The organism is Brevibacterium limosum (genome assembly GCF_011617705.1).
Taxonomy (GTDB): Bacteria; Actinomycetota; Actinomycetes; order Actinomycetales; family Brevibacteriaceae; genus Brevibacterium; species Brevibacterium limosum.
Genome location: NZ_CP050154.1, coordinates 1,610,579 through 1,633,427, shown reverse-complemented (window position 1 = coordinate 1,633,427; position 22,849 = coordinate 1,610,579). Strand labels below are relative to the sequence as shown.

The window sequence follows — 22,849 nt, the reverse complement described above, 5'->3', positions numbered from 1 at the left end:
AGCGTCAGATGTGATTTTGTGGATGAGGAAAAGGCCAATTGCGGAACGGCAATTCGCGCATGAGTCTTGTCACAACGGAGGATGAGTCTATGACTTCAGTGTTCGGCTGGATGGCGACGGATGCAGAGCAAAGCCGTCGCATGATGGAAGTTGTAGACCAGTTTCGTGATTCGACGACAATTGATGACCTCGGCCTCGGCGGGATCCGTGATGCGTTCTCAGACACGCTCTTCCCTGGAACGTCGACGTTGCACACTCGCATTCGGTACGCACTCTTCGTGCCGTGGTTGATGCAGCTGGCGAGTGATCGCAATGCGACAGTGCCGGAGATGTCCGGGGCGTTCGCACGCAGCGAGTTCCAGCTGACTCAGTCGCTGCTCAACGGAGGGGAATCAGCCGGGGTGATCGGGCGAGTGGCCGGCGCGGACCTCAAACGCAGGGCCTCGGCTGTCTACTGGGGAATGCTTTCGACCTGGGGAGTAATCGACCGCGGTTTCACCACGCGGGAGTATTTCGACCGTTGCATACTTCGGCGAGAGGAGAAACGCGTGCTTCCTCGCGCAGATGATCCCGAAGCGGCAATGGAACTCACCCCGACCGGATTACACGAAAGGCTCCCCACAGCACCACCCGACCTGCTGAACGCTGCTGACTTCACTTTGCGACCGCAGGACGAGAAGTTCCTGAGAGAAGCGATCATTCATAATGCCCCAGACTCTCTTCTAGCGCATCTGGTCGAGAACCAGCCGACATCATGGACTGACTTCGAGACGGCGCCCGATTCTTTCGCGTCTCCTGAGATCGTGGCTGACCTTCCAGAGGCCCTGCAGGGCCTTGTTTCTCGCGCGAATAGGTACGCAATCGTCGTTCAAGGGGCCAGCCTCGTTTATAACCTCGTCCTTGCCCGGCGGACCGAGCGCTACATAGACGATGAAACCTCATACGAAGAACACTACGTCAACCAAATCCGGGAATGGTTCGACGAGACGAGGCGGGAAGGCGCTCCCACTCTTGAGGAGCAGAATCTGATTTGGCTGATGGTAACTGCCACTGGTCGGGCACTGTCCCGATCCACCATCGCGTTCGTGCGCGAATGGATCGCGTCGGTCAACGCTGCGGGGACTGCTGACCAACTCATCGGATCAGCTGACGTCATTCAGAGAATCGTCTCCCGGGAGCGCGAGAAGAAGGGGCCGCGTGCCCGTCTCGCGCCTGGCAACCGTCGAGCGCTTGACGCATGGTCGGGAGCGGCTGGCACTGGTCGCAACAATTTCCGATGGAATTACGTAGCCCAGCACCTGCAAGATCTCTATGACGCAAGGACCGCCGACTGATGCTCACCCCTGACAACCAGGTGCTCCTGACCGACGCATTGCGTCCACCACCTGGATTTGAGATCGACTACGCAGTTGCGACGACCTATTCCTTGACCCTGGAGTCGATACTCGTTGCACCGATGTCTTTCGCCATGGCAAGTGTCGATGACATTGGGACCGCGGCAACGAGCAATCCGATCGCGACTCTGGATGCAGTGCAGCGCTACGTTGACCGAACTACAGTGTTCGTCCAGGCTGGCGGAATACACATCCCGAAATCCCACAGCAGGATCTTCACCTTTCTCGAAGACAGCGTCCTGGAAGTGGAACCTCCAAACCCAGAGGGCAGCTTCCACCCCAAAGTGTGGGCAGTCCGTTACGTGAACGAAGACAACGAATTCCAGCATCGGGTCGTTGTGACAAGTCGAAACCTCACGCAAGACTCCTCATGGGACACAGTTTTGGTGCTTGAAGAGGATGCGGATGGCGCAATCGACGCGACCCCTGTTGCAGACTTCATCGGAGCTCTTCCCGAACTGAGCACCAGACCCATTTCTTGCAAGCGTAGGAATGAGGTTGAAGACCTTGCGGAATCGCTATCCGCTGTTCGGCTGGCTGCGCCGTCACCGTATACCCGAGCAGAGCTGGTTCCGATGGGCCTCGGGAAGTCTTCGTGGTCATTCCCGCAATCTGCGACACGAACCCTTGTCATCAGTCCGTTCCTTGCCGCAACGCAGCTTGAAGTCACTCGAGCTGGTGCTCCCGACGCGATGTTGGTCTCGCGAGCCGATTCCATGAACGCACTCGGACGCAAAGCTTTGGAATCCTGGGACACGTACGTCTTGAATCCGGCAGCCGATCGCCCCGACGACGAGGCGGAACCCGACACAGATAGAGCCCATCCGACTGCGGCGTGGGGTCATGAGACCGGGCTTCATGCGAAGACTGCAATCATTGACTTACAGGATGCCGAATCGCTGACAGTGACCGGGAGCGCGAACTTCACTCAATCCGCTTGGACGCGGAACGTGGAGTTCGATGTTCTTCTGCACGGCCCCACGAAGTCCACAGGAGTCGACGCGGTATTGAGCGCTGGAGACGGAACAGTGGGGCTGTCCTCCATCATTGAGCCATACACACCTGATCGGGAGGAGCCCGAATCTGACGCTGAGCGCGACGTTCGCTACCGGATTGAGAGATTCCACCGTCAGCTTGCCCGAAGCAAGCCTGTACTTAATCTGACGATCGTCGACGCGGAATCGGTGGCTGCTGAACTGATATTGGAGCCACCGGACGATGACCTCTCCGAAACTACTCAGGTGTGGCTCTACACCGTCGATACGGACGCGCGAGACCTGCGAACGGACCGGCCGTGGACCGTCGCTCCGGTCAGCATCACGGCGTTCCTTGCCGTCGAGACGACTGCCGCATACGGTTCGGGCACTGTCACCCGCCGGTGTGTGATTACCTGTGAGCTGACAGGCGATCCTGTCGACCGGAGGAAGGCTGCATTGGCAGCAATCCTCTCGAACCCGGCCAGCGTATTGCGCTATCTCGCGCTGCTGTTGGGACTCGATCCCACGACACACAGCTTGGAGTCGGAAGTGCGGGGAGATTCGGATTCTTCCACATCGATGATTTTAGAGGGCGACTCACCGCCCGATAGCGGGCTTCCACCTGTCGTGCTGTTCGAACCGCTCATGCAAGCGACTCGGCATCCCCGCGAGCTCGCAAAGATCGCGCAGCAGATTGATGAACTTCGAAGCATGCCGGAGGCAGAGGAACGGATTCCGTCTGACTTTCTCGCCATGTGGGACGTCGTGCTCGAGTCGGTCTCCCCGGAGGGATTTTCATGAATGAAGAGCGTCCTGACGTCGAATCGATTCTCGCGGGGCTGAAACCGTTCCAACGCGCAACAGTTGAACACGTATATGCGCGCCTGTGGAGCGACGACGATGCAGTGAACAGATTCCTTGTCGCAGACGAGGTCGGCCTTGGCAAGACGATGGTCGCGAAAGGCGTCGCCGCGCTTACTATCGATCATCTCTGGGAAGCTTCGGAACGAGCTGACAAACCGATCACGATCGTCTACATCTGCTCAAATCAGCAGATCGCACGCCAGAACCTTGCCCGCCTGGCCGAACTCACCGAGGGCGAAGTGCAGGCGAATGCGGACCGGCTCACCCTGTTGCCGCGAACGATGGGCAGCGCCGGCGAACACAGAGTACAGGTCATCGCGTTCACACCGGGAACTTCTCTGAACTTCGGAACTGGCGCCGGAACGGTGGCTGAGCGGGTTCTCCTGCACCAAATGCTCGCCGGTGCCTTTCCTGAAAGGGAGTTCTCACGCAGATCATGGTCCACTTATCTTGCGGGAAGAGCAGCGGTCGAGACCTTCGACGAGGAGCTCTCGTCGGCACAGAGTCAGGAACCGGTGTCAGCCGACATCATCGGCTCGTTTCGTTCGCACCTCGAAGATGAGCAAGGGGCTGAAGGGCAGCCTTTCCTCGAGGAGCTGTTCGATCATCAATCGAGGTGGGCGCATACTCCGCATCGAACGAAAGAGCTGCGTCGTTCCCGATACCCGATCATCGCTCGCATGCGAGTTGCGATGGCGAATGCGGCTCTTGAACAGCTTCAACCTGACCTAGTCATTTTGGACGAGTTCCAACGCTTCAAGAACCTGTTCGCTGACGACGATTCCTCTGTCGTGCCCCAAGCCAAGAGGCTGGCACACCGAGTGATCAACGGCGAAGGAGCGAAGACTCTGGTCCTGTCGGCAACCCCGTACAAGATGTACACGTTGCCCGATGAAGCCGAGGGCGACGATCACTACACGGACTTCATTGACACCGTTTCCTTCTTAGCCGGACGGGAGAAGGCTCAGGCGATCGCTCGATCCTTGAGCGTGATGAGGAAAGGGATCCTGATTGACAGTGACGATGGAATCGAACGAGCAGAACGTGCTCGAAGTGATGCGGAACGGGCTCTGCGTTCAGTCATGTCCAGAACAGAACGCCTTGCAGCCACTGCCGACGCGGACGGGATGCTGGAAGAAAAGGTGTTCGGCGATCTCGTTCTGACTCCTCCCGATGTCAAGGGATGGCGGGCCCTCGATGACATCTCTCGTGTCATAGGAACGGGCGGAGCTTTTGAGTATTGGAGATCAGGCCCCTATACGCACAACATGATGGACCCGACTGGGTACCAAACACAGAGTAAGTTCCTCAGCGAGCTCGAAGCTCAGAACGGAGAACTGCTCGAGACCCTTCGCAGTCATAAGACATCTCTGCTGTCGTGGACATCGATTCGCGAATACAAGCGAGTCGACCCTGCCAATCCGAAACTGCGTGCGCTGATTGGGGATCTCACATCCAGCGGCGCATGGAAGCTGGCTTGGATCAGCCCTTCACTTCCGTATTTCGAACCAGGCGGGGCGTATTCAACCAACGAAGCACAGCGTTTCACCAAGAAACTGATCTTCTCCGCGTGGAATGTCGTTCCGAAGACGATCGCATCGCTTGTGAGCTACGAGGTGGAGAGGCTCGCTGTTGCTTCATCATCGTCTGAGTCGCAGAAGCGACGAGCATATGATGACCGAACAACATCCCCGCCTTTGAGGTTCGGGTGGGATGCGGAGCGAGATCTTCCTCGAAACCTGCCAAACCTCAGTGTGGTCTACCCTTCTCCCACGCTTGCCCGAGTAGGCGACCCACTCACAGTGGCGCAAGACATCGGGCAGGGACTGCCATTAGATCTTGAAAACTACGGACAGAACGTGGAAGCCCGGATAAAAGCGATGCTGAACGATGCTGGCATCCACCCTCAAAAAGGAGCAGAGGGACTTCGCCGTCGCTGGTATGGTGTCGCGCCCTTTCTTCTTGATCACGCCGTTGCATCCCGTGAGGGGTGGGATTCTCAGATCCCTTATGAAGGGTGGTCGGAGGGCGACGGGGGAAGCCGACTGTCCGATCATGCACAATGGGCTCTCAACCCGCTGTTGGAGGAGCTGGGTCCGCCACCAGAGGATCTCGCTACTGTGCTCACAGTGGTCGCTGCCGCAGCTCCCGGAATCTGCGCGCTGCGTGCAATAGCGCGCATATCGGAGGACGCCGATGCGCTGTACGACCCAGAGGTAAGGCAACACGCTCTACACGCAGCACTTGGCATGCGCAACCTCTTCAACCGACCGACCTTGATGGCCATCGTTCGGGGAGCGACAAATGACTCGAGCGATGACGTCGATTCATATTGGAGGCAAGTTCTTCGATACTGCTTCGATGGTAACCTTCAAGCTGTTCTGGACGAATACAGTCACACGCTCAGCCCAGAGCTGAATGGGCTCTCCACCGCCGAGCGAGCGTACAGACTGTCAGACAAGATTCACCGCGCCGCATCTACTCGGACCGCGCCGAACAGCATCCACGACATCCGTCACCAACATGGACAAGCAACCGTTGAAACGCGCCAAGTAAATTCGCATATCGCGGCACGCTTCGGCCGCGTTCAATCAAACGAAGGCGCATCGGAACGTGAAGCCACAGTAAGAGAAAGCTTCAACTCTCCGTTCTGGCCGTTTGTCCTTGCAAGCACCTCTGTGGGGCAGGAAGGTCTCGACTTCCATACGTACAGTCACGCTGTCGTCCATTGGAATCTCCCCTCCAACCCCGTGGATCTTGAACAACGAGAGGGACGAGTCCACAGGTACAAAGGCCATGCTGTTCGGAAGAACGTTGCCGATGAATACTCAGAGTATGCGCTTGGAGAAACCGTCCAGGACCCGTGGGATCGGATGTTCAGCGCGGCCGAAGCGGCGCGTCCCGAGGGCGATTCGCTCCTCGACCCATATTGGGTGAAGGACGGTGAAGCGAAGATCGAGCGGTATGTGCCAGCGATGCCTCTGAGCCGGGAAAGCCGTCAGTACCGTTCCCTCGTGCGGACCGTCGGAGCATACCGGTTCGTCTTAGGACAACCCCGGCAGGAGGAGCTCATCCGATTCTTAGGTCCTCATACGTCCAATTTGCGAATCGATCTGTCGCCGCCGAACTCGAATCGCTCAACATGATGGCTCTCAATTCTCCGGATCTTCAGATTGTTGCATTCAGTCGATCAAGCTCGTCACGTTTGAGCCTGACCATATGATTCGTCTATGGCATGTCTCGTTCATCGCGATTGCCCTGTCCAGATCGCTCTGATTACGACAGCTGCCAGAGGGCGGCCATTCCGGTCGACGGCACGGTGCATCTTCGTCGTCAGCCCACCGCGTGAGCGACCGACGCCAAATCCAGCCATTTCACTCACCGGATGCTCTAGCTGTCCGGCACCGACTTCAGGGCCGCCAAGGCCAGCGACGATCCTGCGAACGGCCGCTTCCAGTTCGGGGATGTCGTCTCGGGCTGTCACCCAGACGATCGTCCTTGATGTGTCGAAGTATCGATGCTCTAGCGAATCGCGCATTCGGATGATTTCAGCCCACGGAATCGAAGGCTCGCCGGCGAACACAGACTGAGGCACGTCTTTCGCTGCTTCGCCGACTTCGATCAGTCGGACTCTGATCGCGTCAAACATCATGTCTTCGTCCGAACCAACACGTTGCAGATAGCTTGTGATGGCCTCACACGCGGAAAGCATGTCGAGCAGCCGCCACTTCGGGTCACGGGTCACAGCGGAACCTCATCGAGCAGCGCCGTTTCTGACACCGAAGCCTTGAGCCCGTTGCGGGGAATGAGGTCGACTTCTCTCCCCAGGATGTGCTCAGGCGAAAAGTACGCGCTCTGACCTGGAACGAATCAGACGATTAGGCCAAGTTCCCGATAGACTTGACACCCTTGCGCCGTTCTCACTGCCCCGGTAACCGATTTGGAGGCTGGTCGCTCAGATATGGAAAGTACGATTGACGTCGGATTCGATTTCCGCACCGACACTCCTCCGGGAAAAGACGCTGATCTGCTGAGCCCCACACTGCGCGAATATCACCGGAGGCTCTGGAGCAAGCAACTGCCAACAGGTCATACCTTCACACTGACTCAAGGTGAGAACGCCTATCTTCTCCACGAGTCAAGTCTCGGGCGATTCGCTCTGTCCAGTGATGCGATCACGACACGGCTGAAGGGCCGCGCCGCCAAGGTTGTGAAAGAGATTCCGTCTGCATCGTTGCCGCCTGATCTCGGCTATACGATCGGCAGCGCGATCATCTTTCCCGGCAATCGCATTGATGGCGCTTCCACAATCAATGGTGCAAGGGGGTTCCACCCGCGCATCGCGGACCGCTTCGACCTCACTCTCGAATGCATCCGCCGTCACTATCTCGGTGAAGCGAGCCCTTTGGCAACCGCGCTGCAGAGATACGCCGACTTCTTCGAACTGTTCTCGAGCTTCCCGGAGTACGTCGAGTTCTTCCTCCTCGATGACCTCTGGGACAGCCAGACTTCGCAGATCAGGTTTCTACATCGATTTGATGATTTCTCCACCCCGGCTGTGCCGAAGACTCCGGGCGATCTCATCGACTATCTGCAGGCGAACAATGAGTTTATTGAAGCCCGCAACCGTCGGATCGTCCGGAGTCTGGAGTAATACCTACTCCTCGACGCGTTCAACCTTCCCGACGAGGAACACGTAAGACAGCACACCGACAATGGTGACGGCGGCCATGTAGACGAACGCCGGGGCGAAGTCGATGTCGGTGACGAGGAAGCCGATGACGATCGGTGTTGCAATCGACGAGAGGTTGCCGATGAAGTTGAACATGCCTCCTGTCAGACCCAACAGTCGCTCAGGTGCAAGCGCAGACACCAGCGACCAGGTGATCGAAGCGAACCCATTGCCGAAGAACGCGATCGACATGAACACGATGACCCACACCGAGGAGTCCGTGTAGTTCGCGCCGAGCATGAACACCGTCATCGCCAGGCCGATGATGATCGGCAGCTTCCGGGCCATTCCGAGTGACAAGCCGCGCTTGACCATAAGGTCCGAGACCGTGCCTGACAGCAGCACACCGACGAGAGCTGCAATGAACGGCAGTGACGCCATGAATCCGGACTCGATGTAGTCCATTCCGCGGTAGTCGACGAGGTAGGTCGGGAACCAGGTAAGGAAGAACCACAGCGTCGACGTCAGACAGAATTGGCCGAGGTAGATGCCCCACAGCTTCCGCCTCGTCAGCACGACCTTGACGTCGGACCACTTGAGCTTCGGCTTCGCCTCCTTCTTCACGCCGCTTTCGACGTCGACAAGTCCCCCGCCTGAGGCGATGAGGTCGATTTCGTCCTGGTTGACGCCGGCCTTGTCGCGCGGTTCGCGGTAGACGAACCACCAGATCGCGGCCCAGATGATGCCGACGACACCGGTGAGGATAAACACCCAGTGCCAGGTGAGCACTGTCTGCAGCCATGAGAGCACCGGGGTGAGCAGTGCGAGACCAATGAACTGCCCGGAGGTGTAGAAGGCGATGACTCGACCGCGCTCACGCTCCGGGAACCATGCGGTCGCGACCTTGTTGTTGATCGGGTACGCGGGTGCTTCAAAGCCGCCGACCATGAGCCGCAGAATGATGAGCGCGACGAATCCGCCGGACATTCCCATAAACAGGGTGGCCAGCGACCACAGCACGAGGCAGGAGGCGTAGAGGACTCGCGGTCGGACTCGGTCGACGAGCCATCCGCCAGGCAGCTGCATCGCAGCGTAGGTCCATCCGAACGCCGAGAGCAGCAGACCCTGCTGCCCCGTGGTGAGATCGAATTCCTGAGACAGTGCCGGCATCGCAATGGACAGGTTTGCCCGGTCCATGTAGTTGATGACGACGGTGATGAAGAGGAGAACCGCGATGATGTAGCGGATTCGAGTCGGTTTAGTGACCTTCAGATTATCGAGCTTCGTCATCGGTCTCTCCTCACCATTCCGCGAAGGAGCCGTCGCTGTGGCGCCAGATCGGGTTGCGCCACCGGTGTCCTTCAGCGGAGCGTTCGATGACGTACTCTTCGTTGACCTCGATGCCGAGTCCGGGGCCTGACGGGATGTCGATCATGCCGTCGTCGTAGGTGAACACCGACGGGTCGGTGACGTAGTCGAGCAAGTCGTTGCTCGTGTTGTAATGGATCCCCAGGCTCTGTTCCTGGATGAAGGCGTTGTAGCTGCCGGCATCGACCTGCAGGCAGGAGGCGAGTGCGATCGGCCCCAGCGGGCAGTGCAGTGCGAGTGCCACATCGTAGGCTTCGGCCATCATCGCAATCTTCCGCGTCTCGGTGATGCCACCAGCATGGGAAACGTCGGGCTGGATAATGTCCACGGCGCCCGAGGCAATCACTTCGCGGAAGTCCCACCGAGAGAACAGCCGCTCCCCCAGCGCGATCGGTGTCGGTGTGTTCGCCATGACGTCGCGCAGCGAACCAAAGTGCTCGGACAGCACAGGTTCTTCGATGAAGAGCAGCCGGTAGGGTTCGAGTTCCTTGATGAGGACCTTCGCCATCGGCTTGTGCACTCGACCGTGGAAGTCGACACCGATGCCGAAGTCCTCACCGGTGGCTTCCCGGATCGCCTGGACGTTCTCGATGACCTGGTCGACCTTGGTGTACGAGTCGATGAACTGCAGCTCCTCGGTGGCGTTCATCTTCACGGCGGTGAATCCGCGGTTCTTCGTCTCGAGTGCGGCTGCGGCGGTGTCGCCTGGACGGTCTCCGCCGATCCACGAGTAGGTGCGGATCCGATCCCGGACCTTCCCGCCGAGGAGCTGATGCACAGGTTGGCCAAGCGCCTTGCCCTTGATGTCCCACAGCGCCTGATCGATGCCGGAGATCGCGCTCATGAGAATCGGCCCGCCACGGTAGAAGCCACCGCGGTACATGATCGTCCACAGGTCCTCGATGTTCGCCGGATCCTTGCCGATGAGCAGGTCGGAGAGCTCATCAACGGCGGCGGCCACGGTGGCGGCCTTGCCCTCGATGATCGGCTCACCCCAACCGACGATCCCCTCGTCGGTTTCGATCTTGAGGAAGAGCCACCTCGGCGGCACGGTAAACGTCGTCATCGACGTGATCTTCATTGTTCTTGCCTTTCGTTCGGTGATCGTCGTTGAGGTCAGAAGGATTGAGCCCACGCCGAGGCAATCGCCTCGGCCCGCACGCGTACGTCATCGGGGCGGTCGCCTCGGCGATAGAGCGAGGACCCCAGGCCCAGGCCCGCGGCTCCGGCGCCCCGCCATTCGGCGGCGTTGTCGACTCCTACTCCCCCGACGGGAAAGAGTTCGGTGCCGGTAGGCAACACCTCGCTCCAGGCCTTCATCCCGCTGATCCCCACCGCCGAGGAGGGGAAGAGTTTGACCTTGGTGGCGCCTGCCTTGATGGCGGCGAACGCCTCGGTCGGCGTCGCGGCTCCCGGGTATGGGGTGAGTCCCATCCCGAGCGCGGTCTGGATGACTTCGGTATCTGTGTCGGGGGCGACGATGATGCGGGCACCGGCCTGATCGCACTCGCGGACCTGGTTGGCGGTGAGCACGGTGCCGGCACCGATCTCCAGGTCATTGCCGAACCGTTCGACCAGCGCGGCGATCGAGTCGAGCGGGTCGGGTGAGTTGAGCGGAACCTCGATGGCGGAGAACCCGGCGGCGACGATGCCTTCGGCGATGTCGAGGACTTCGTCGAGGCGGACACCGCGGAGGATGGCGATGAGGCCGGTGGGGACAGTTTCAGGCATGAGTGTGCTCCTTGGTCGGTACGAGGCCGGATTGTTCAGCAATACGGAAGAGACCGGTGGCAGCAGCGCGCGGATTCGCGTTGATCGTCTCTCGACCCGCTCGGTGCAGTGCGCGGGTGTAGCGTTTCGTCAGGTCTGTGGTTCCGCAGACGATGACGGGGGCGCTCGACTCGGCGACCACGGTGAGCTGGTGGGCTACCTCGGCGCCGATAAGTATTCCCGAGAGGTAGTCGTTGATTTCTTCGGCGCGCAGGCGTCCGTCCAGGGCCCAGGTTCGGGCCGAGAAGATTGAGGACGTCACTGCGGCGGGGTTGTCGCCTCCGACGTTCAGTCCCCAATCGAAGGCCTCGGAGTGGAAGCCCGCGGTGGGCTCAGCGAGGCGGCTGAGGATTGATGACGTGCTGAGCAGGCCGAAGAGCTCTCCGCTCATCGAGGTGTTGAAGTCGGTGACTCGTTGTCGGTGGCAGCTCACCCATTTGGTATGGGTACCAGGGAGGATCACCGTGCTGGGTTCGTCCTCTTCTTTGCCGAGGAGGCCGAGCAGTTGGGTCTCTTCCCCGCGGATGACGTCGGGAGCGGTCGCCTCGGTCGGGGTTTTCTGCAGGCCGGGAACGATGTGGAGGTCACCCGTCGTCAGGTTGACCGTCGTCAGTTCCCCGCCCATGTCGCTGAGGTCGGTGGGCAATTCGAGGTAGCCCGCCTCGGCGACACCCTGTGTTGAGTCTTTGCCGAGGAGGCCGAGCAGTTGGGTCTCTTCCCCGCGGATGACGTCGGGAGCGGTCGCCTCGGTCGGGGTTTTCTGCAGGCCGGGAACGATGTGGAGGTCACCCGTCGTCAGGTTGACCGTCGTCAGTTCCCCGCCCATGTCGCTGAGGTCGGTGGGCAATTCGAGGTAGCCCGCCTCGGCGACACCCTGTGTTGAGCCGATCATTCCGCAGGCGAGCATCGGCAGGGGGCCGTAGCTGGCGAGCCAATCACCGGCCGCGTTTTCAGCGACTCGGGAAAAGTCGCCTCGGAGGTCTGTGGTGTCGGAGCTGACGGCCATGATGCCGTCGGAACCATTGCGTTCTGCGAGGACCTGTCCGTCGCTGCCGATGAGGAAAGCTCTCAGCGAGCTCGTTCCCCAGTCGAGGCCGATCATCTGTGGGGCCTCGGGTGGTGCCAGTTTAGCCATAGAAGCCACTATGGGCACGTGTTCCACCATGCGCCACCGGTGTCCCTATATGTGGGATGGGTGACATACTGGGATGATGATCGAGGATTCTGGAACTGTTATCGGCGAAGCCATTCCGCAGGGCACTCAGACCCTGGCCAGAGGGCTGCGGATCGTCAGCGCCGTGGCTCATGGCTCGACGACGCTGAAGTCGATCGTTGATTCGACGGGTATCGGTCGGTCAAGTGCACACAGGATGATCCAACTGTTGGTGCAGATGGGGTATCTGCGGCATGGGTCGCCGGGAGAGTTTCGGCTCGGGCCGACGCTGATCGAGTATGGTTTCACCGCGCTCAATCAGGATCCGCTGCCGGTCGTAGCCAGGGAGAGCCTAGAGGCGTTGGCTGAACGGACTCAGGACACGATCCATCTCTCGGTCGAGGATGGTGAGTCGGTGCTCTATCTCCATAAGATTCCGGGTACCCGTGGAGCCGAGATGCGTTCACGGATCGGTCACAGGATGCCGATGACTCGCACCGGTGTCGGCAAGGCGCTGCTGCTTGGGCAGGATGACCGGTGGGAGCGTTTGTTCGTTGCAGAGAACTCTGGCGCGGACTCCGCTGCGGTGGATGCATTCGTCAAGCGGATGCAGGGCTACACCCGCAACGGAGCCTCACTCGATCTCGAGGAGAATGAGCCGGGGATCCGGTGTGTGGCTGCGCCGGTTCGGGACGGCAGCGGAGACATCGTCGCCGGAATTTCACTGTCGGCGACGCGTCCCTTCATGCCGAAGGATCGGATGCAGGCGTTGGTGCCGGTGATGAAGGCTGCGGCGAAAGAGATCTCGGTGAAGTTGGGGTATGGCACCGATCGCGACCGGCTAGGCGGTCGCAACTAATGCGGGCCCCGCAATTCTTGTTGGTCGGTCGATAACGACGCTGAACGCTGGTCGATGACCGCCACGATGCCCGCGGTACCTCCGGGGTGCTCTTCTTTGGAATCACCATCTTGAACCGCCGAGCCCGCAGATACTCACGGGGCGCTCTGACCCCATAAGCGCGTTCAGCCAGCACAGATTCCAAAATCAGTGAAGAACAACCCCGGGGCCAAGCGGAATGCCCAGCAAATACCACACGCAGAAGAAGAGGCCCCAGCCAATGAGGATCGCGAGCGACAGCGGAACCGTGAAGGCCATGAGTGTGCCGATCCCCGCGTCCTTACGATATCGCTGAACGAATCCGAGCGCGAGGACGAAATAGGCGCTCATCGGTGTCACGGCATTCGTCACTGAGTCTCCGATCATGAACGACACCATAGCGGCCTCAGGGCGAACACCGTAGTACATCATCATCGGTACGAGGATGGGTGCAAAAATCGCCCACATCGCCGAACCACTCGTCACGATCATATTGATAAACGCCACTCCGACGATGATGACAATGAGCACGACCAGGTGTGGGGCCTCGAGCCTCTGGAGCAGATCTGCGCCGTTGACTGTAAGTACCGAACCGATTCCTGTCCAGCTGAAGTATGCAAGAAATTGGGCCACGGCGAAGAAGAGGACAATGACGGGCGCAAGATTGATCACACCCGCGATCATCGCGTCAGGAACAGCTCTGAGAGTGGTGAATGCTCTGGTGCTGTATCCGTAGACGATCCCCGTCAGAGTGAAGAAGAGAGAGATGAAGATCGCGATGTTATCGAGGACCATCGATTCGACCAGCGGCTGGCCGGATTCGATGAATGGTGAGTCCGGCAGCAGCAGGATGACGACCACTGCGCCGATGAAGACCACTCCGGCTGCCGTTGCCCGCAACAGGCCGCGAGTCTGGCTGTTGTCGAGAGAAATCGACTCGGTGCGCTCCTCCACGGGTCGACCGTGTCCGGTGGCTTCACTGGCGGTGGCTTCGCCGTCGGCATTTCCACCGTCGTTCGCGGCTTCTTCTGCCGGGGCCTTGAAGTCCTCTCGGCGTGCGAGCACGAGTTCCACGACCAGGGTGATGATCACGGCGAGAAGCAGCGACGAGGTGGCCGAGAAGAAATAGGTTGCTACCGGTGTGATCGAAGCGCTCGAGTCGACTGTCTGGGCCGCAGCCGACGCCAGCGAAGAGCGGATCGCATCGGAGGGAGTGACAAGTGGACTCGCATTGAAACCGGCGGATACAGATGCGTAAGCCACCATCACGCCGAGAACTGGGCTCCGTCCCGCAGCCTTGAAGGCCATCGCTCCCAACGGGATCATCACCAAGTAGGCCGCATCGCCCATGATGTGGGCGATCATTCCGCTGAAGGCGATCGCGAAAGTCACCCACCGTTTGGGCAATCTGATGATCGTCAGCCGGATGAGGGCTTCGAGCACGCCACTCTTCTCAGCGACGCTCACACCGAGTAGGACCACGAGCACGACCGCTAGGGGCGGGAAGGATGTGAAATTGTCCAGCGCCGATTCGATGGCGTACTTGAGACCATCGGTCGACAGCAGGTTTTTGACCTCGACGACCTCATTGGACTCGGGCAGCGTCACTGAGACACCGGCCGCCGAGAGCACCCAGCTGACGATGCCGAGCAGCAGAGCCATGATCCAGAACAGCCAGAACGGGTGCGGAAGCAGATTTCCGATCCGCTCGATGAAGCCGATCGCTCGATACAGCAGTGGGAGTCGCTCCGGCGCAATGGGTTCGGCGGTGATTCGTGAAGTCATCGGTCTCCTTTGATCGACATGAAAGTGGTGTTATTGATCGCCGAGCTGCAGTGGCGGGCCCAGGTGGCCGACGGTCGCCGTGGCATATTCGAACCGGGTCGGGCGGAAATTCTCAAGCAAGTCCTGTTGGCTGTCGGCGACGAGCTCCTCGGCAGCCAGACGGCCGAGCAGCGGGCCAAGTGTGATCCCGCTGTGAGTGACGAGGCAGTAGGTACGAGATAGCCCCGCCGCATATCCGGCGATCGTGAAACCGTCGGCAGGCAGGGACCGATAGCTCACGCGAAGGTCGATCAGGCTGGGCGTTGAATCGTTGGTCACCGCAGTGAATCTCTCTGCCATTTCCTTGGCAAATGGTCCTTCGTTAGTTGGTGGGGCGGCAGGGTCGACTTGCGGGTTGAGGTCGAGAGCCTGGACGACGATCGTTCCGTCCTCCCCCGGTCGCAGATTCAGCTCGGGCGTGTGCACGACTGCCTTCACCCGCGTCGAGTTCGTCCTCACATAGCCGAGGAGACCCGTCACCGCAGATCCCCGACCAATCTCATCGTTCATCGGAGTCTCGAATCCTGAGGCTTGAGCCAGCGCCTGCGTCCAGCGTCCTGTGGCGAGCACGACTCGATCTGCTGAGAGCACACGCCCGTCGCCGAGGTGGACCTCGACTTGAGCGCCACCTTCGTCCACCTCGGTGACTGTTCCTCTGACCAGCTTCGCGCCATGTTCGACAGCGTGTGCACGAAGGTTGTGCAGCAGCTGTTCGGTGAGCACATATCCTTCTGATGGAAAATGCGCGATCAGTTCGATGTTCTCAGGAACTGAAATGTCTCCGGCGATCTCGCTTACGCGATCGGCTGAGAGCAGCTCTGATGGATATCCGAGCTCGCTGAGGCGAGCGATCTTTTCCTCCAGTTTCGGTGCCTGGCGCGCATCGGCCATCTGCAGTCCGCTCGATCGATGGTACGTGCGCGGCCCCGGCAGAGTGTCGGCGAGTCGGGAGTGCTCTTTCATTCCGGCGATGTTGAGTTCGTGATAAGCGGAGTCGAGTTTTCCATTGGCGTTCGTCCAGGCGAAGCTCGTGCCGGAGGTGCCGGCACCCAGGTCTCGAGCATCGACGAGCGTGACGTCGGCACCTGACTTGACCAGATTGTCGGCGGTGCTGAGCCCGAGCATCCCCGAGCCGATGACGATGATGTGCATATGAGGTCCTCTATATTCGTTCGTTGTCAGTTGGCGGGCAGTTCGATGAAGAATTCGGAGGTCCCCGGTCGGACCAAGGTTGCTGTCGTCTCCAGCACTTGGTCGTCTGGTGCACGCAGCTCACGGCGACGCCTCAGAGCCGGTGTTCCCGACTCGCACGTGAGCAGTTGGGCTTCACGGTCACTGACTAGTGTCGGCTCCAGATAGACGCGAATAGTATCCACATCGACTTCACGAGACTGCAGGTGGTCGAGGATGACGAGGTCTTCGAGCTTCTGGCGAAGGATCGTCGGGGCGGCGGAGAACAGGATGACGTGTGTCTCCAACGCATGCGGACGCTCGAGAGCATCGAACTTCAAACGGACGATTTCGGTGACTGCGGTGTCGGCCTCAACTCCGGGAAGCGGCAGCAGCGCGTCGGAAGCGACGGTCACCTGGGCCGAGAGCACCTCGTGCCGTCCGGGCCCTCCGTGACGGGCCACGGCCGGGTTGGTGAACGACAGCAGATTGATCTGCTTCCGCGAGGTCGCGACGAATGTCCCGCGTCCCTTCTGGCGTACGACGACCCCATCGGCGGCAAGCTCGTTGAGAGCTCGTTGCGCCGTCGGCCGACTCACCGAGTACCGCGTGCAGAGTTCATTCTCGCTGGGGAGTTTCGCTCCTTCAGGAAGTTCTCCTGAGCGGATCTGCCGTTGGAGGTCTCGCTGAATGCTCCGAAACAAATCGTCCATGGGTTGACAATACATCTATGCACTTGTCCTAACAAGTTGAGATTCAAAGGAGACGGAACATCGTTACCCAATGTCTGGCAGCACCGTCTTTGCAACGACGAGAGCTTTGGCGTAGCCCCACGGCTGACCACCGATTTGGCCGCTCCGAGTTCGAAAAGAGAACGAGTTCTGTCTGGCGAGCTCATTGTGCTGACCAGCGAATACTCGGATAGTGTGAATTGAATCGAACATCTCAAAGGCGAGTGCGCCGATCAATTCCGAGATCCTTAGGAGACCACCGATGACGATTGGATCCCCAGCTCAAACCCCTGCCACCGACAGAGCATCAGGCACCGGACCATTCGACACACTCATCCTCCGAGACGTCATGATCGTCGACGGCACTGGAGCCGCACCGTACGGTCCCGCAGACATCGTGGTAAACGGAGAGCGGATCACCGGAATCTGGGAACCGAACGGAGCAAGCAGTCTTACCGAACGTCCCTCGACCGACGGCACCGAAGTCATGGACCTCGACGGCTCCTACGTCATGCCCGGCCTCATCGACTCCCATGCCCACATCGGCAAGCCCGACCAGGCCCCGAACGCCGACTACGTCTACAAGCTCTGGCTCGGCCACGGCGTGACCACCATCCGCGAACTCGGAGCCTTCAACGGGCTCGACTGGACCATGGACGAAGCCCGTCGCGCCGCAGCCAACGAGATCGCGGCCCCGCGCCTGCACATCTACCCAGCCCTGCGGGCCGGCACCCTCGACGGGCCTACACCGGTCACCGCCGACGAAGCGACCGCATGGGTCAATGAAGTCGCCGACCGCGGTGCGAACGGCGTGAAGTTCTTCGGCACCTCCCCCACCGTGTTCGGAGCCGCCGTCGAAGCAGCACGGGCACGTGGCCTGCGGACCGCCTGCCATCACGACCAACGCCGGGCCGCGCAGGTCAACGCGCTGACCTCGGCGAGGTGGGGACTGAACAGTATCGAACACTGGTATGGCATCCCCGAGGCGATGTTCCGCGACCGCACCCTCCAGCACGTGCCCACCTACTACAACCACAACAGCGAACCCCAGCGATTCAGCCAAGGTGCACACCTGTGGCTGCAGACCGCCGAACGTGGCAGCGACGCCTGGCAGGAGACGCTCGACGAACTGCTCGAACTCGGCACCGCACTGAGCCCGACCTTCAACATCTACATCGGTTCCCGCGATGCAGCCCGCGTGCGCACCTCCGAATGGCACTCCGAATTCACCTCCCCCACCCTGTGGGAGTTCTTCCAACCTTCGGCCGACAAACACGGCTCTTATATGGGCGACTGGACGAGCGAAGACGAGATCGCCTGGCGCCACGCCTACGTCAAATGGATGTCCTTCGTCAACGACTACAAGAACCTCGGCGGCCTGGTCACGGCCGGCTCGGATTCGGGCTTCATCTACAAGGTCTTCGGCTTCGGACTCATCGAAGAACTCGAACTCCTCCTCGAAGCAGGCTTCCACCCCCTCGAAGTCGTCCGCGCCGCCACACTGAACAGCGCCGTGCTTCTCGGCATCGACGACGAACTCGGTTCCGTCGAACCCGGCAAGATCGCCGACCTGCTCATCGTCAAGGACAACCCGCTGAGTAACTTCAAGATCCTCTACGGCCACGGTCACCTACGCGCCGAGGAATCCGGCCTTAACCGCGTGGGCGGTGTCGACTTCACCCTGCGCTCCGGCATCGTCTACGACGCCCGCGAACTGCGCAACGACGTGAAGGCCATGGTCGCCGAGGAGAAGTCCGCCCAGAACTGACCGCCATAGCTCGGCCCCGGCCGGACTCATGTCCGGCCGGGATCGACGTCTTCAGAGGCGAGGTCCTCAGTGACCGGCAGCCGCCTGAGTCTGTCGCTTAGCTGCTGCCGCCCGGATGTAAGCACGCACATGCGCCTGCAGCACGGTGAGCGGAACGCTGCCCATCCCGAGGACCGTGTCGTGGAAGTCCCTGATCGAGAAGTCTTCGCCCAGCGTCTCCTCGGCTTCCTGACGCAGCTGCTGAATCGTCAGCTGCCCGAGGTAGTAGGCCGTGGCCTGACCCGGCCAAGAGATGTACCGATCGATCTCCGTGACGATCTCATGTTCGGCGATCGCTGTGTTCTCCCGCAGGAAGTCCTGCGCCTGCTCCCGGCTCCATCCAAGCGCATGCATGCCCGGGTCAACGACGAGGCGCACGGCTCGCCACATCTGGAACGACAGCATTCCCATGCGTTCGAACGGTGTCTCATACATCCCCATCTCATCACCGAGCCGCTCGGTGTAGAGGCCCCAGCCCTCACCGAAGGCTGAGATATAGAGTCGCCGGAAGTCCTTCAGCTCGAGCTCCTCGGCCAGCGAGATCTGGAACGAATGGCCCGGCGCGGATTCGTGCAGGGTCAGTGACGGCAGCGAATACAGCGGTCGGGCCGGCAGGTTGTACGTATTGAGCAGGTACCGGTCGGGAGCGCCGCGGCCGAACGTATCGAATTTCGCGATCTCCGCCGGTGTCTCCATGATCGCGAATCGCTGCTGTGGCAGCCGTCCGAAGTATTGGTGGACGACCCGGTCGAAGGCCTTGCACGTGTACGCGGCCTCGGCGAGCAGCTGACGCTTCGTCGTTGCATAGAAACGCGGGCTCGTGCGCATGAACTCGAACAGGCCCGGCAGGTCACCGGGATAGCCGAGCTCGGCAGCGACGTCGTCCATCTCCTCCCGGATCTTCTTCACTTCGACTTGTCCGATGTCGAAGATCTGCTGCGGGCTGAGCTCCGTCGTCGAATACTCCCTGATCTGCGACCGATAGAACTCGAGGCCGCCCGGCTGGTCCACCGCGGCGATCGACTCCGGCAGGTTCGGCAGATACTCCGTGGTCAGGAAATCGAGCAGCTTCCGGTAGGCGGAAACGACTTCGGTCGAAAGGACATGCGCGGCCGCCTCGTGGAGCTCGGTGCGAACCTGCCCGGGTACGACTGGCGGGATCCGCCGAAACGGTCCGAAGAACGAGAGCTCGGTGACGTCCTCGGCTTCGGCGATGACCCGCACCGGTTCCTCCCGCCCACTCATACACACGCGTGCCGGACCGAAACCGCGCGCCACCCCGGCCCGCATATTCTCGATCTGTTGGTCGAAGTACCGAGGGATGTCGGCGAGCATGCGCAGATACGCTCTTGCCGACTCTGCATCCTCGAGCACCAGGCGATAGGCGTCGAAGGCCATCGAACGCCAGAACGCGGAATCCGCCGTCGCCGGACGCTCCCACATGCGGTTGCGCTGCGCCTCGACGAGAGTGGTCAGCTGCTGGTGGTAGACGTCGAAGTCGACTTTCTCGTCAGCACTGAGGTCAGCGGTTCTGAGCGCGTCGAGTTCGCCGAGGGTCTTCTCCCACATCTGCCGGCGACGCAGCTGCGCCTTCTCCGAAACATCGGGCAGGAAGTCGACGACGGACGCTCGGTGCGACAGCGTCCCGAATTCGGCCTCCCTCCACGTCCATTCGGCGTCGATGATCTCGGCAAGCAGTCGGCTCGTCGCTGAGACCTCGGCACAATCGTTGAGACGATCATGGTGTTCGGGCACGTGACTACTCCTCGTTCTCGTTGGTGGCCGGTTCTAGGCTGTGCGGCCAACCGTCGGGCCGCACAGCTGACTCAGAGGGGATTGTTCGACGCAGGCTTGTCCCCGGCTCCGGATGCCCACGCGATGAAGTCGTCGATGTCGCGCAGCTGATCGACCCGGACCTGCTGGTCGACGTACATCATATGCCCGGCCGGATAGTAGCGGCGGACAATCTGGTCATGGGACTCATCGGAGATCCGCAGGTGCGCCAGAACGTGCTCCGAGGCGGCGAACGGTGTCGCCGAATCGTGATACCCGAAGCCTACGTAGACCTTGAGATGCGGGTTCATCCGCATCGCGAAGGCGAGGTCCTCGGCGGTGTTGACTGTGGAGTTCTCGAACTCCTTGTACGACCAGGGCTGAACCCGGGCAGTGAGCACCTCGTAGGTGAGATCCGTTTCGTAGCCGAGCTCGGCTCGCAGCAGATGATTGATCCCCACGGTGTATGGGTATTGGATCGCCGGATACGACGGATCGTCGCCAAGCACCTCGGAGGCGACCTTGCCCGGGTGCGCGGTGAACCGGGAGTCCAAACGACCGATCCGCAGCCGCTGGTCGCGCAGCAGCTCGGTGAAGAAGGTGAACTCATCGATGCGCAGATCGGCCAGCGCCACGAACTGCTCATCGAGGCCGATGAGCTCGGCCAGTCGTGCACCGACCCGAGCGCGCTCGGAGTCGGCGAGCCGGTGTCCACGCTCGAGCGCCCGGCTGAAGTCCCCATAGGCGAAGTCCGCGGCCTCGGCGACGACGTCCTCGAGCTCACGTCCGGGGTGTTTGCCGTGGTAGTGCGCGATGGACGCGAACGTCGGCAGATAGTGGATGTAAGGAGCCTCATTGCCCTCCGTAAAGTCGATCGTGGCGAAGTCGAGGACGGCCGAGATGAGGAGGATGCCGTTGAACGCGATGCCATGCCGTTTGGCCAGATGCCCGGCCAGGGCCGCGGCCCGCGTGGTTCCGTAGGACTCCCCGGCGAGGAACTTCGGCGAGATCCACCGATTGTTCCGCGTCAGCCACAGCCGGATCGCTTCACCGACGACGTCCCGGTCCCCGGTGAATCCGTGGAAGTCCTCGGGCTTCTCCCCCTCCGCGGTGCGCGAGTATCCCGTGGTCACCGGATCGATGAAGACGAGATCGGCATGAGCCAGCGTGGTTTCAATGTTGTCGACGAGGCCGTAGGGCGGCGGGGTGCGATCGTTGACATCGTTGGCCACGACCCGACGGGGGCCGAAGAGACCGATGTGCATCCACGCCGAGGACGATCCGGGGCCGCCGTTGAAGACGAAGACGACCGGCCGTCCGGCGTCCTGGCTGTCCGCGGTGCCCCCGGCGACGACGGTGTAGGAGGTGAGGAAGATCTGCGCCTTCGGCTTGAGCCCGGCGAAGACCCCGTCCTCGACGATTTCGGAGCCGACGACCATCCGGCCCGTCTGGGCCTGGTACCTGAGCACCCCGGTGGGCAGTTCGAGATTGTGAACGGTGGTGACGAAGTCATCGACCGGGCGCGGTGTGTTCGTCGGCTGTGGCTGATCCTGTGCGTCAGACATGATGGGGTTGAAGTCCTTCCCTGTGTGAGGAGTTGGTGGAGAATGGATGAGCGGTGGAGGAACAGAGATCCATCGCCGAGGCGACTGTGCCTGTCAGGTGCGCCGTCCGGCGTCCCAGCGGGGATCGATGCTCGGGACCGCCGAGAGCAGGGTCTTCGTGTATTCGTGCTGCGGATCATCGAAGATCTCATCGCGCGGACCTTGCTCGACGATCCGGCCCTTCTGCATTACGGCGACCTTGTGGGCGATCTGTCGCACGACCGCCAGATCGTGGGCGATGAAGACATAGGAGATGTCGCGTTCACGCTGCAGATCGACGAGCAGTTCGAGCACCTGCGCCTGGACCGACACGTCGAGGGCCGAAACAGCCTCGTCGCAGATGACGAGCTTCGGCTCGACGATGAGCGCACGCGCGATGCCGATGCGCTGGGCCTGCCCGCCGGAGAACTGGCGCGGATATCGACCCGAATGATCGGGGTTGAGCCCGACTCGCTCCATCGCCGACTTGACCATGCGCCGGTAACCGCCGGCGGCCTTACGCTTCTGGTAACGCAAGGGGGCCGAGACGACCTCTTCGACGGTATGCCGCGGGTTGAGTGAGGAGTACGGGTCCTGGAAGACCACCTGCACCCCGCTGCGGAAATCCCGCAGGGCCGCCCCCGAACGCTGAGTGATCTCCTCACCCTGGAACTCGATCGAGCCGGAGGTGGGGTCGATGAGACGGGCGATCATGCGGGCCGTGGTCGATTTGCCGGACCCGGATTCACCGACGATGCCCAGCGTCTGACGCCGATGGACGTCGAAGGACACGCCTTCAACCGCGGTGAAGACCTCCTTGCGGCCGGTGCGGAACTCTTTGCTCAGACCGGTCGCCGCCAGCAGCGGCCTGACGGTATCGTTCATG

At 60.8% G+C, this 22,849-nt stretch carries 17 protein-coding genes; 6 read left to right on the top strand and 11 right to left on the bottom strand.

Going from position 1 to position 22,849, the window contains the following annotated elements:
• The first annotated feature begins 89 nt into the window (after positions 1-89).
• Genes GUY37_RS07315 through GUY37_RS07305 form a run of 3 tightly spaced genes read left to right on the top strand, consistent with a single transcriptional unit; the run spans position 90 to position 6,381 of the window.
• Positions 90-1,334, top strand: coding sequence for a DUF6361 family protein (locus GUY37_RS07315; RefSeq protein WP_166823968.1), 1,245 nt, complete (start codon positions 90-92; stop codon positions 1,332-1,334).
• Positions 1,334-3,172: a phospholipase D family protein gene (locus GUY37_RS07310; protein WP_166823965.1), complete on the top strand. Its 1,839-nt coding sequence runs from the start codon at positions 1,334-1,336 to the stop codon at positions 3,170-3,172. Before GUY37_RS07315 ends, GUY37_RS07310 begins: the two co-directional genes overlap by 1 nt.
• Complete coding sequence (locus GUY37_RS07305) at positions 3,169-6,381, top strand: helicase-related protein (RefSeq protein WP_166823962.1); 3,213 nt, start codon at positions 3,169-3,171, stop codon at positions 6,379-6,381. The genes GUY37_RS07310 and GUY37_RS07305 overlap by 4 nt, the downstream gene beginning before the upstream one ends.
• Before the next feature lie 98 nt (positions 6,382-6,479).
• On the opposite strand, the gene GUY37_RS07295 is transcribed toward GUY37_RS07305, so the two are convergent.
• Positions 6,480-6,980, bottom strand: a complete 501-nt coding sequence (locus GUY37_RS07295; protein WP_228278418.1) for a HepT-like ribonuclease domain-containing protein — start codon at positions 6,978-6,980, stop codon at positions 6,480-6,482.
• A 216-nt stretch (positions 6,981-7,196) separates the two neighbouring features.
• Here GUY37_RS07295 and GUY37_RS07290 point away from each other — a divergent pair, with 216 nt between their 5' ends.
• Positions 7,197-7,889, top strand: coding sequence for a DUF6994 family protein (locus GUY37_RS07290; RefSeq protein WP_166823959.1), 693 nt, complete (start codon positions 7,197-7,199; stop codon positions 7,887-7,889).
• 3 nt (positions 7,890-7,892) lie between these two features.
• On the opposite strand, the gene GUY37_RS07285 is transcribed toward GUY37_RS07290, so the two are convergent.
• The 4 genes from GUY37_RS07285 to GUY37_RS07270 are packed head-to-tail and all read right to left on the bottom strand — an operon-like array spanning position 7,893 to position 12,180.
• Positions 7,893-9,197 carry an MFS transporter gene (locus GUY37_RS07285; RefSeq protein WP_166823957.1) on the bottom strand — a complete coding sequence of 435 codons (1,305 nt, stop codon included), beginning with the start codon at positions 9,195-9,197 and terminating at the stop codon, positions 7,893-7,895.
• Positions 9,198-9,207: 10 nt separating this feature from the next.
• On the bottom strand, positions 9,208-10,356 hold the full coding sequence (gene dgoD, locus GUY37_RS07280) for a galactonate dehydratase (protein ID WP_166823954.1): 1,149 nt from the start codon (positions 10,354-10,356) through the stop codon (positions 9,208-9,210).
• Positions 10,357-10,391: 35 nt separating this feature from the next.
• Positions 10,392-11,006, bottom strand: coding sequence for a 2-dehydro-3-deoxy-6-phosphogalactonate aldolase (locus GUY37_RS07275; protein ID WP_166823951.1), 615 nt, complete (start codon positions 11,004-11,006; stop codon positions 10,392-10,394).
• Entirely contained in the window at positions 10,999-12,180 is a 1,182-nt protein-coding gene (locus GUY37_RS07270; protein ID WP_166823948.1) for a 2-dehydro-3-deoxygalactonokinase, read from the bottom strand. The genes GUY37_RS07275 and GUY37_RS07270 overlap by 8 nt, the downstream gene beginning before the upstream one ends.
• Positions 12,181-12,256: 76 nt before the next feature.
• Here GUY37_RS07270 and GUY37_RS07265 point away from each other — a divergent pair, with 76 nt between their 5' ends.
• Complete coding sequence (locus tag GUY37_RS07265; protein ID WP_228278417.1) at positions 12,257-13,057, top strand: IclR family transcriptional regulator; 801 nt, start codon at positions 12,257-12,259, stop codon at positions 13,055-13,057.
• A 186-nt stretch (positions 13,058-13,243) separates the two neighbouring features.
• Here the strand turns inward: GUY37_RS07265 and GUY37_RS07260 are convergent, their stop codons facing one another.
• From GUY37_RS07260 to GUY37_RS07250, 3 genes are read right to left on the bottom strand one after another with little or no spacing between them, the layout of a single operon-like run.
• Complete coding sequence (locus GUY37_RS07260; RefSeq protein WP_166823942.1) at positions 13,244-14,860, bottom strand: AbgT family transporter; 1,617 nt, start codon at positions 14,858-14,860, stop codon at positions 13,244-13,246.
• A gap of 30 nt (positions 14,861-14,890) precedes the next feature.
• Positions 14,891-16,051, bottom strand: a complete 1,161-nt coding sequence (locus GUY37_RS07255) for an NAD(P)/FAD-dependent oxidoreductase (RefSeq protein WP_166823939.1) — start codon at positions 16,049-16,051, stop codon at positions 14,891-14,893.
• Positions 16,052-16,077: 26 nt separating this feature from the next.
• Positions 16,078-16,782, bottom strand: a complete 705-nt coding sequence (locus GUY37_RS07250) for a GntR family transcriptional regulator (protein ID WP_166823936.1) — start codon at positions 16,780-16,782, stop codon at positions 16,078-16,080.
• Between the two features lie 280 nt (positions 16,783-17,062).
• Between GUY37_RS07250 and GUY37_RS07245 the strand changes: the two genes are divergently transcribed.
• Entirely contained in the window at positions 17,063-18,568 is a 1,506-nt protein-coding gene (locus GUY37_RS07245; protein ID WP_166823933.1) for an amidohydrolase family protein, read from the top strand.
• Positions 18,569-18,634: 66 nt separating this feature from the next.
• On the opposite strand, the gene GUY37_RS07240 is transcribed toward GUY37_RS07245, so the two are convergent.
• The 3 genes from GUY37_RS07240 to GUY37_RS07230 all read right to left on the bottom strand — a co-directional run bounded on the left by GUY37_RS07240 (position 18,635) and on the right by GUY37_RS07230 (position 22,848).
• On the bottom strand, positions 18,635-20,362 hold the full coding sequence (locus GUY37_RS07240) for a DUF885 domain-containing protein (RefSeq protein ID WP_208094790.1): 1,728 nt from the start codon (positions 20,360-20,362) through the stop codon (positions 18,635-18,637).
• A 71-nt stretch (positions 20,363-20,433) separates the two neighbouring features.
• Complete coding sequence (locus GUY37_RS07235) at positions 20,434-21,945, bottom strand: S10 family peptidase (RefSeq protein WP_166823930.1); 1,512 nt, start codon at positions 21,943-21,945, stop codon at positions 20,434-20,436.
• A 93-nt stretch (positions 21,946-22,038) separates the two neighbouring features.
• Positions 22,039-22,848 carry an ATP-binding cassette domain-containing protein gene (locus GUY37_RS07230; RefSeq protein ID WP_166823927.1) on the bottom strand — a complete coding sequence of 270 codons (810 nt, stop codon included), beginning with the start codon at positions 22,846-22,848 and terminating at the stop codon, positions 22,039-22,041.
• Position 22,849: the final 1 nt, after the last annotated feature.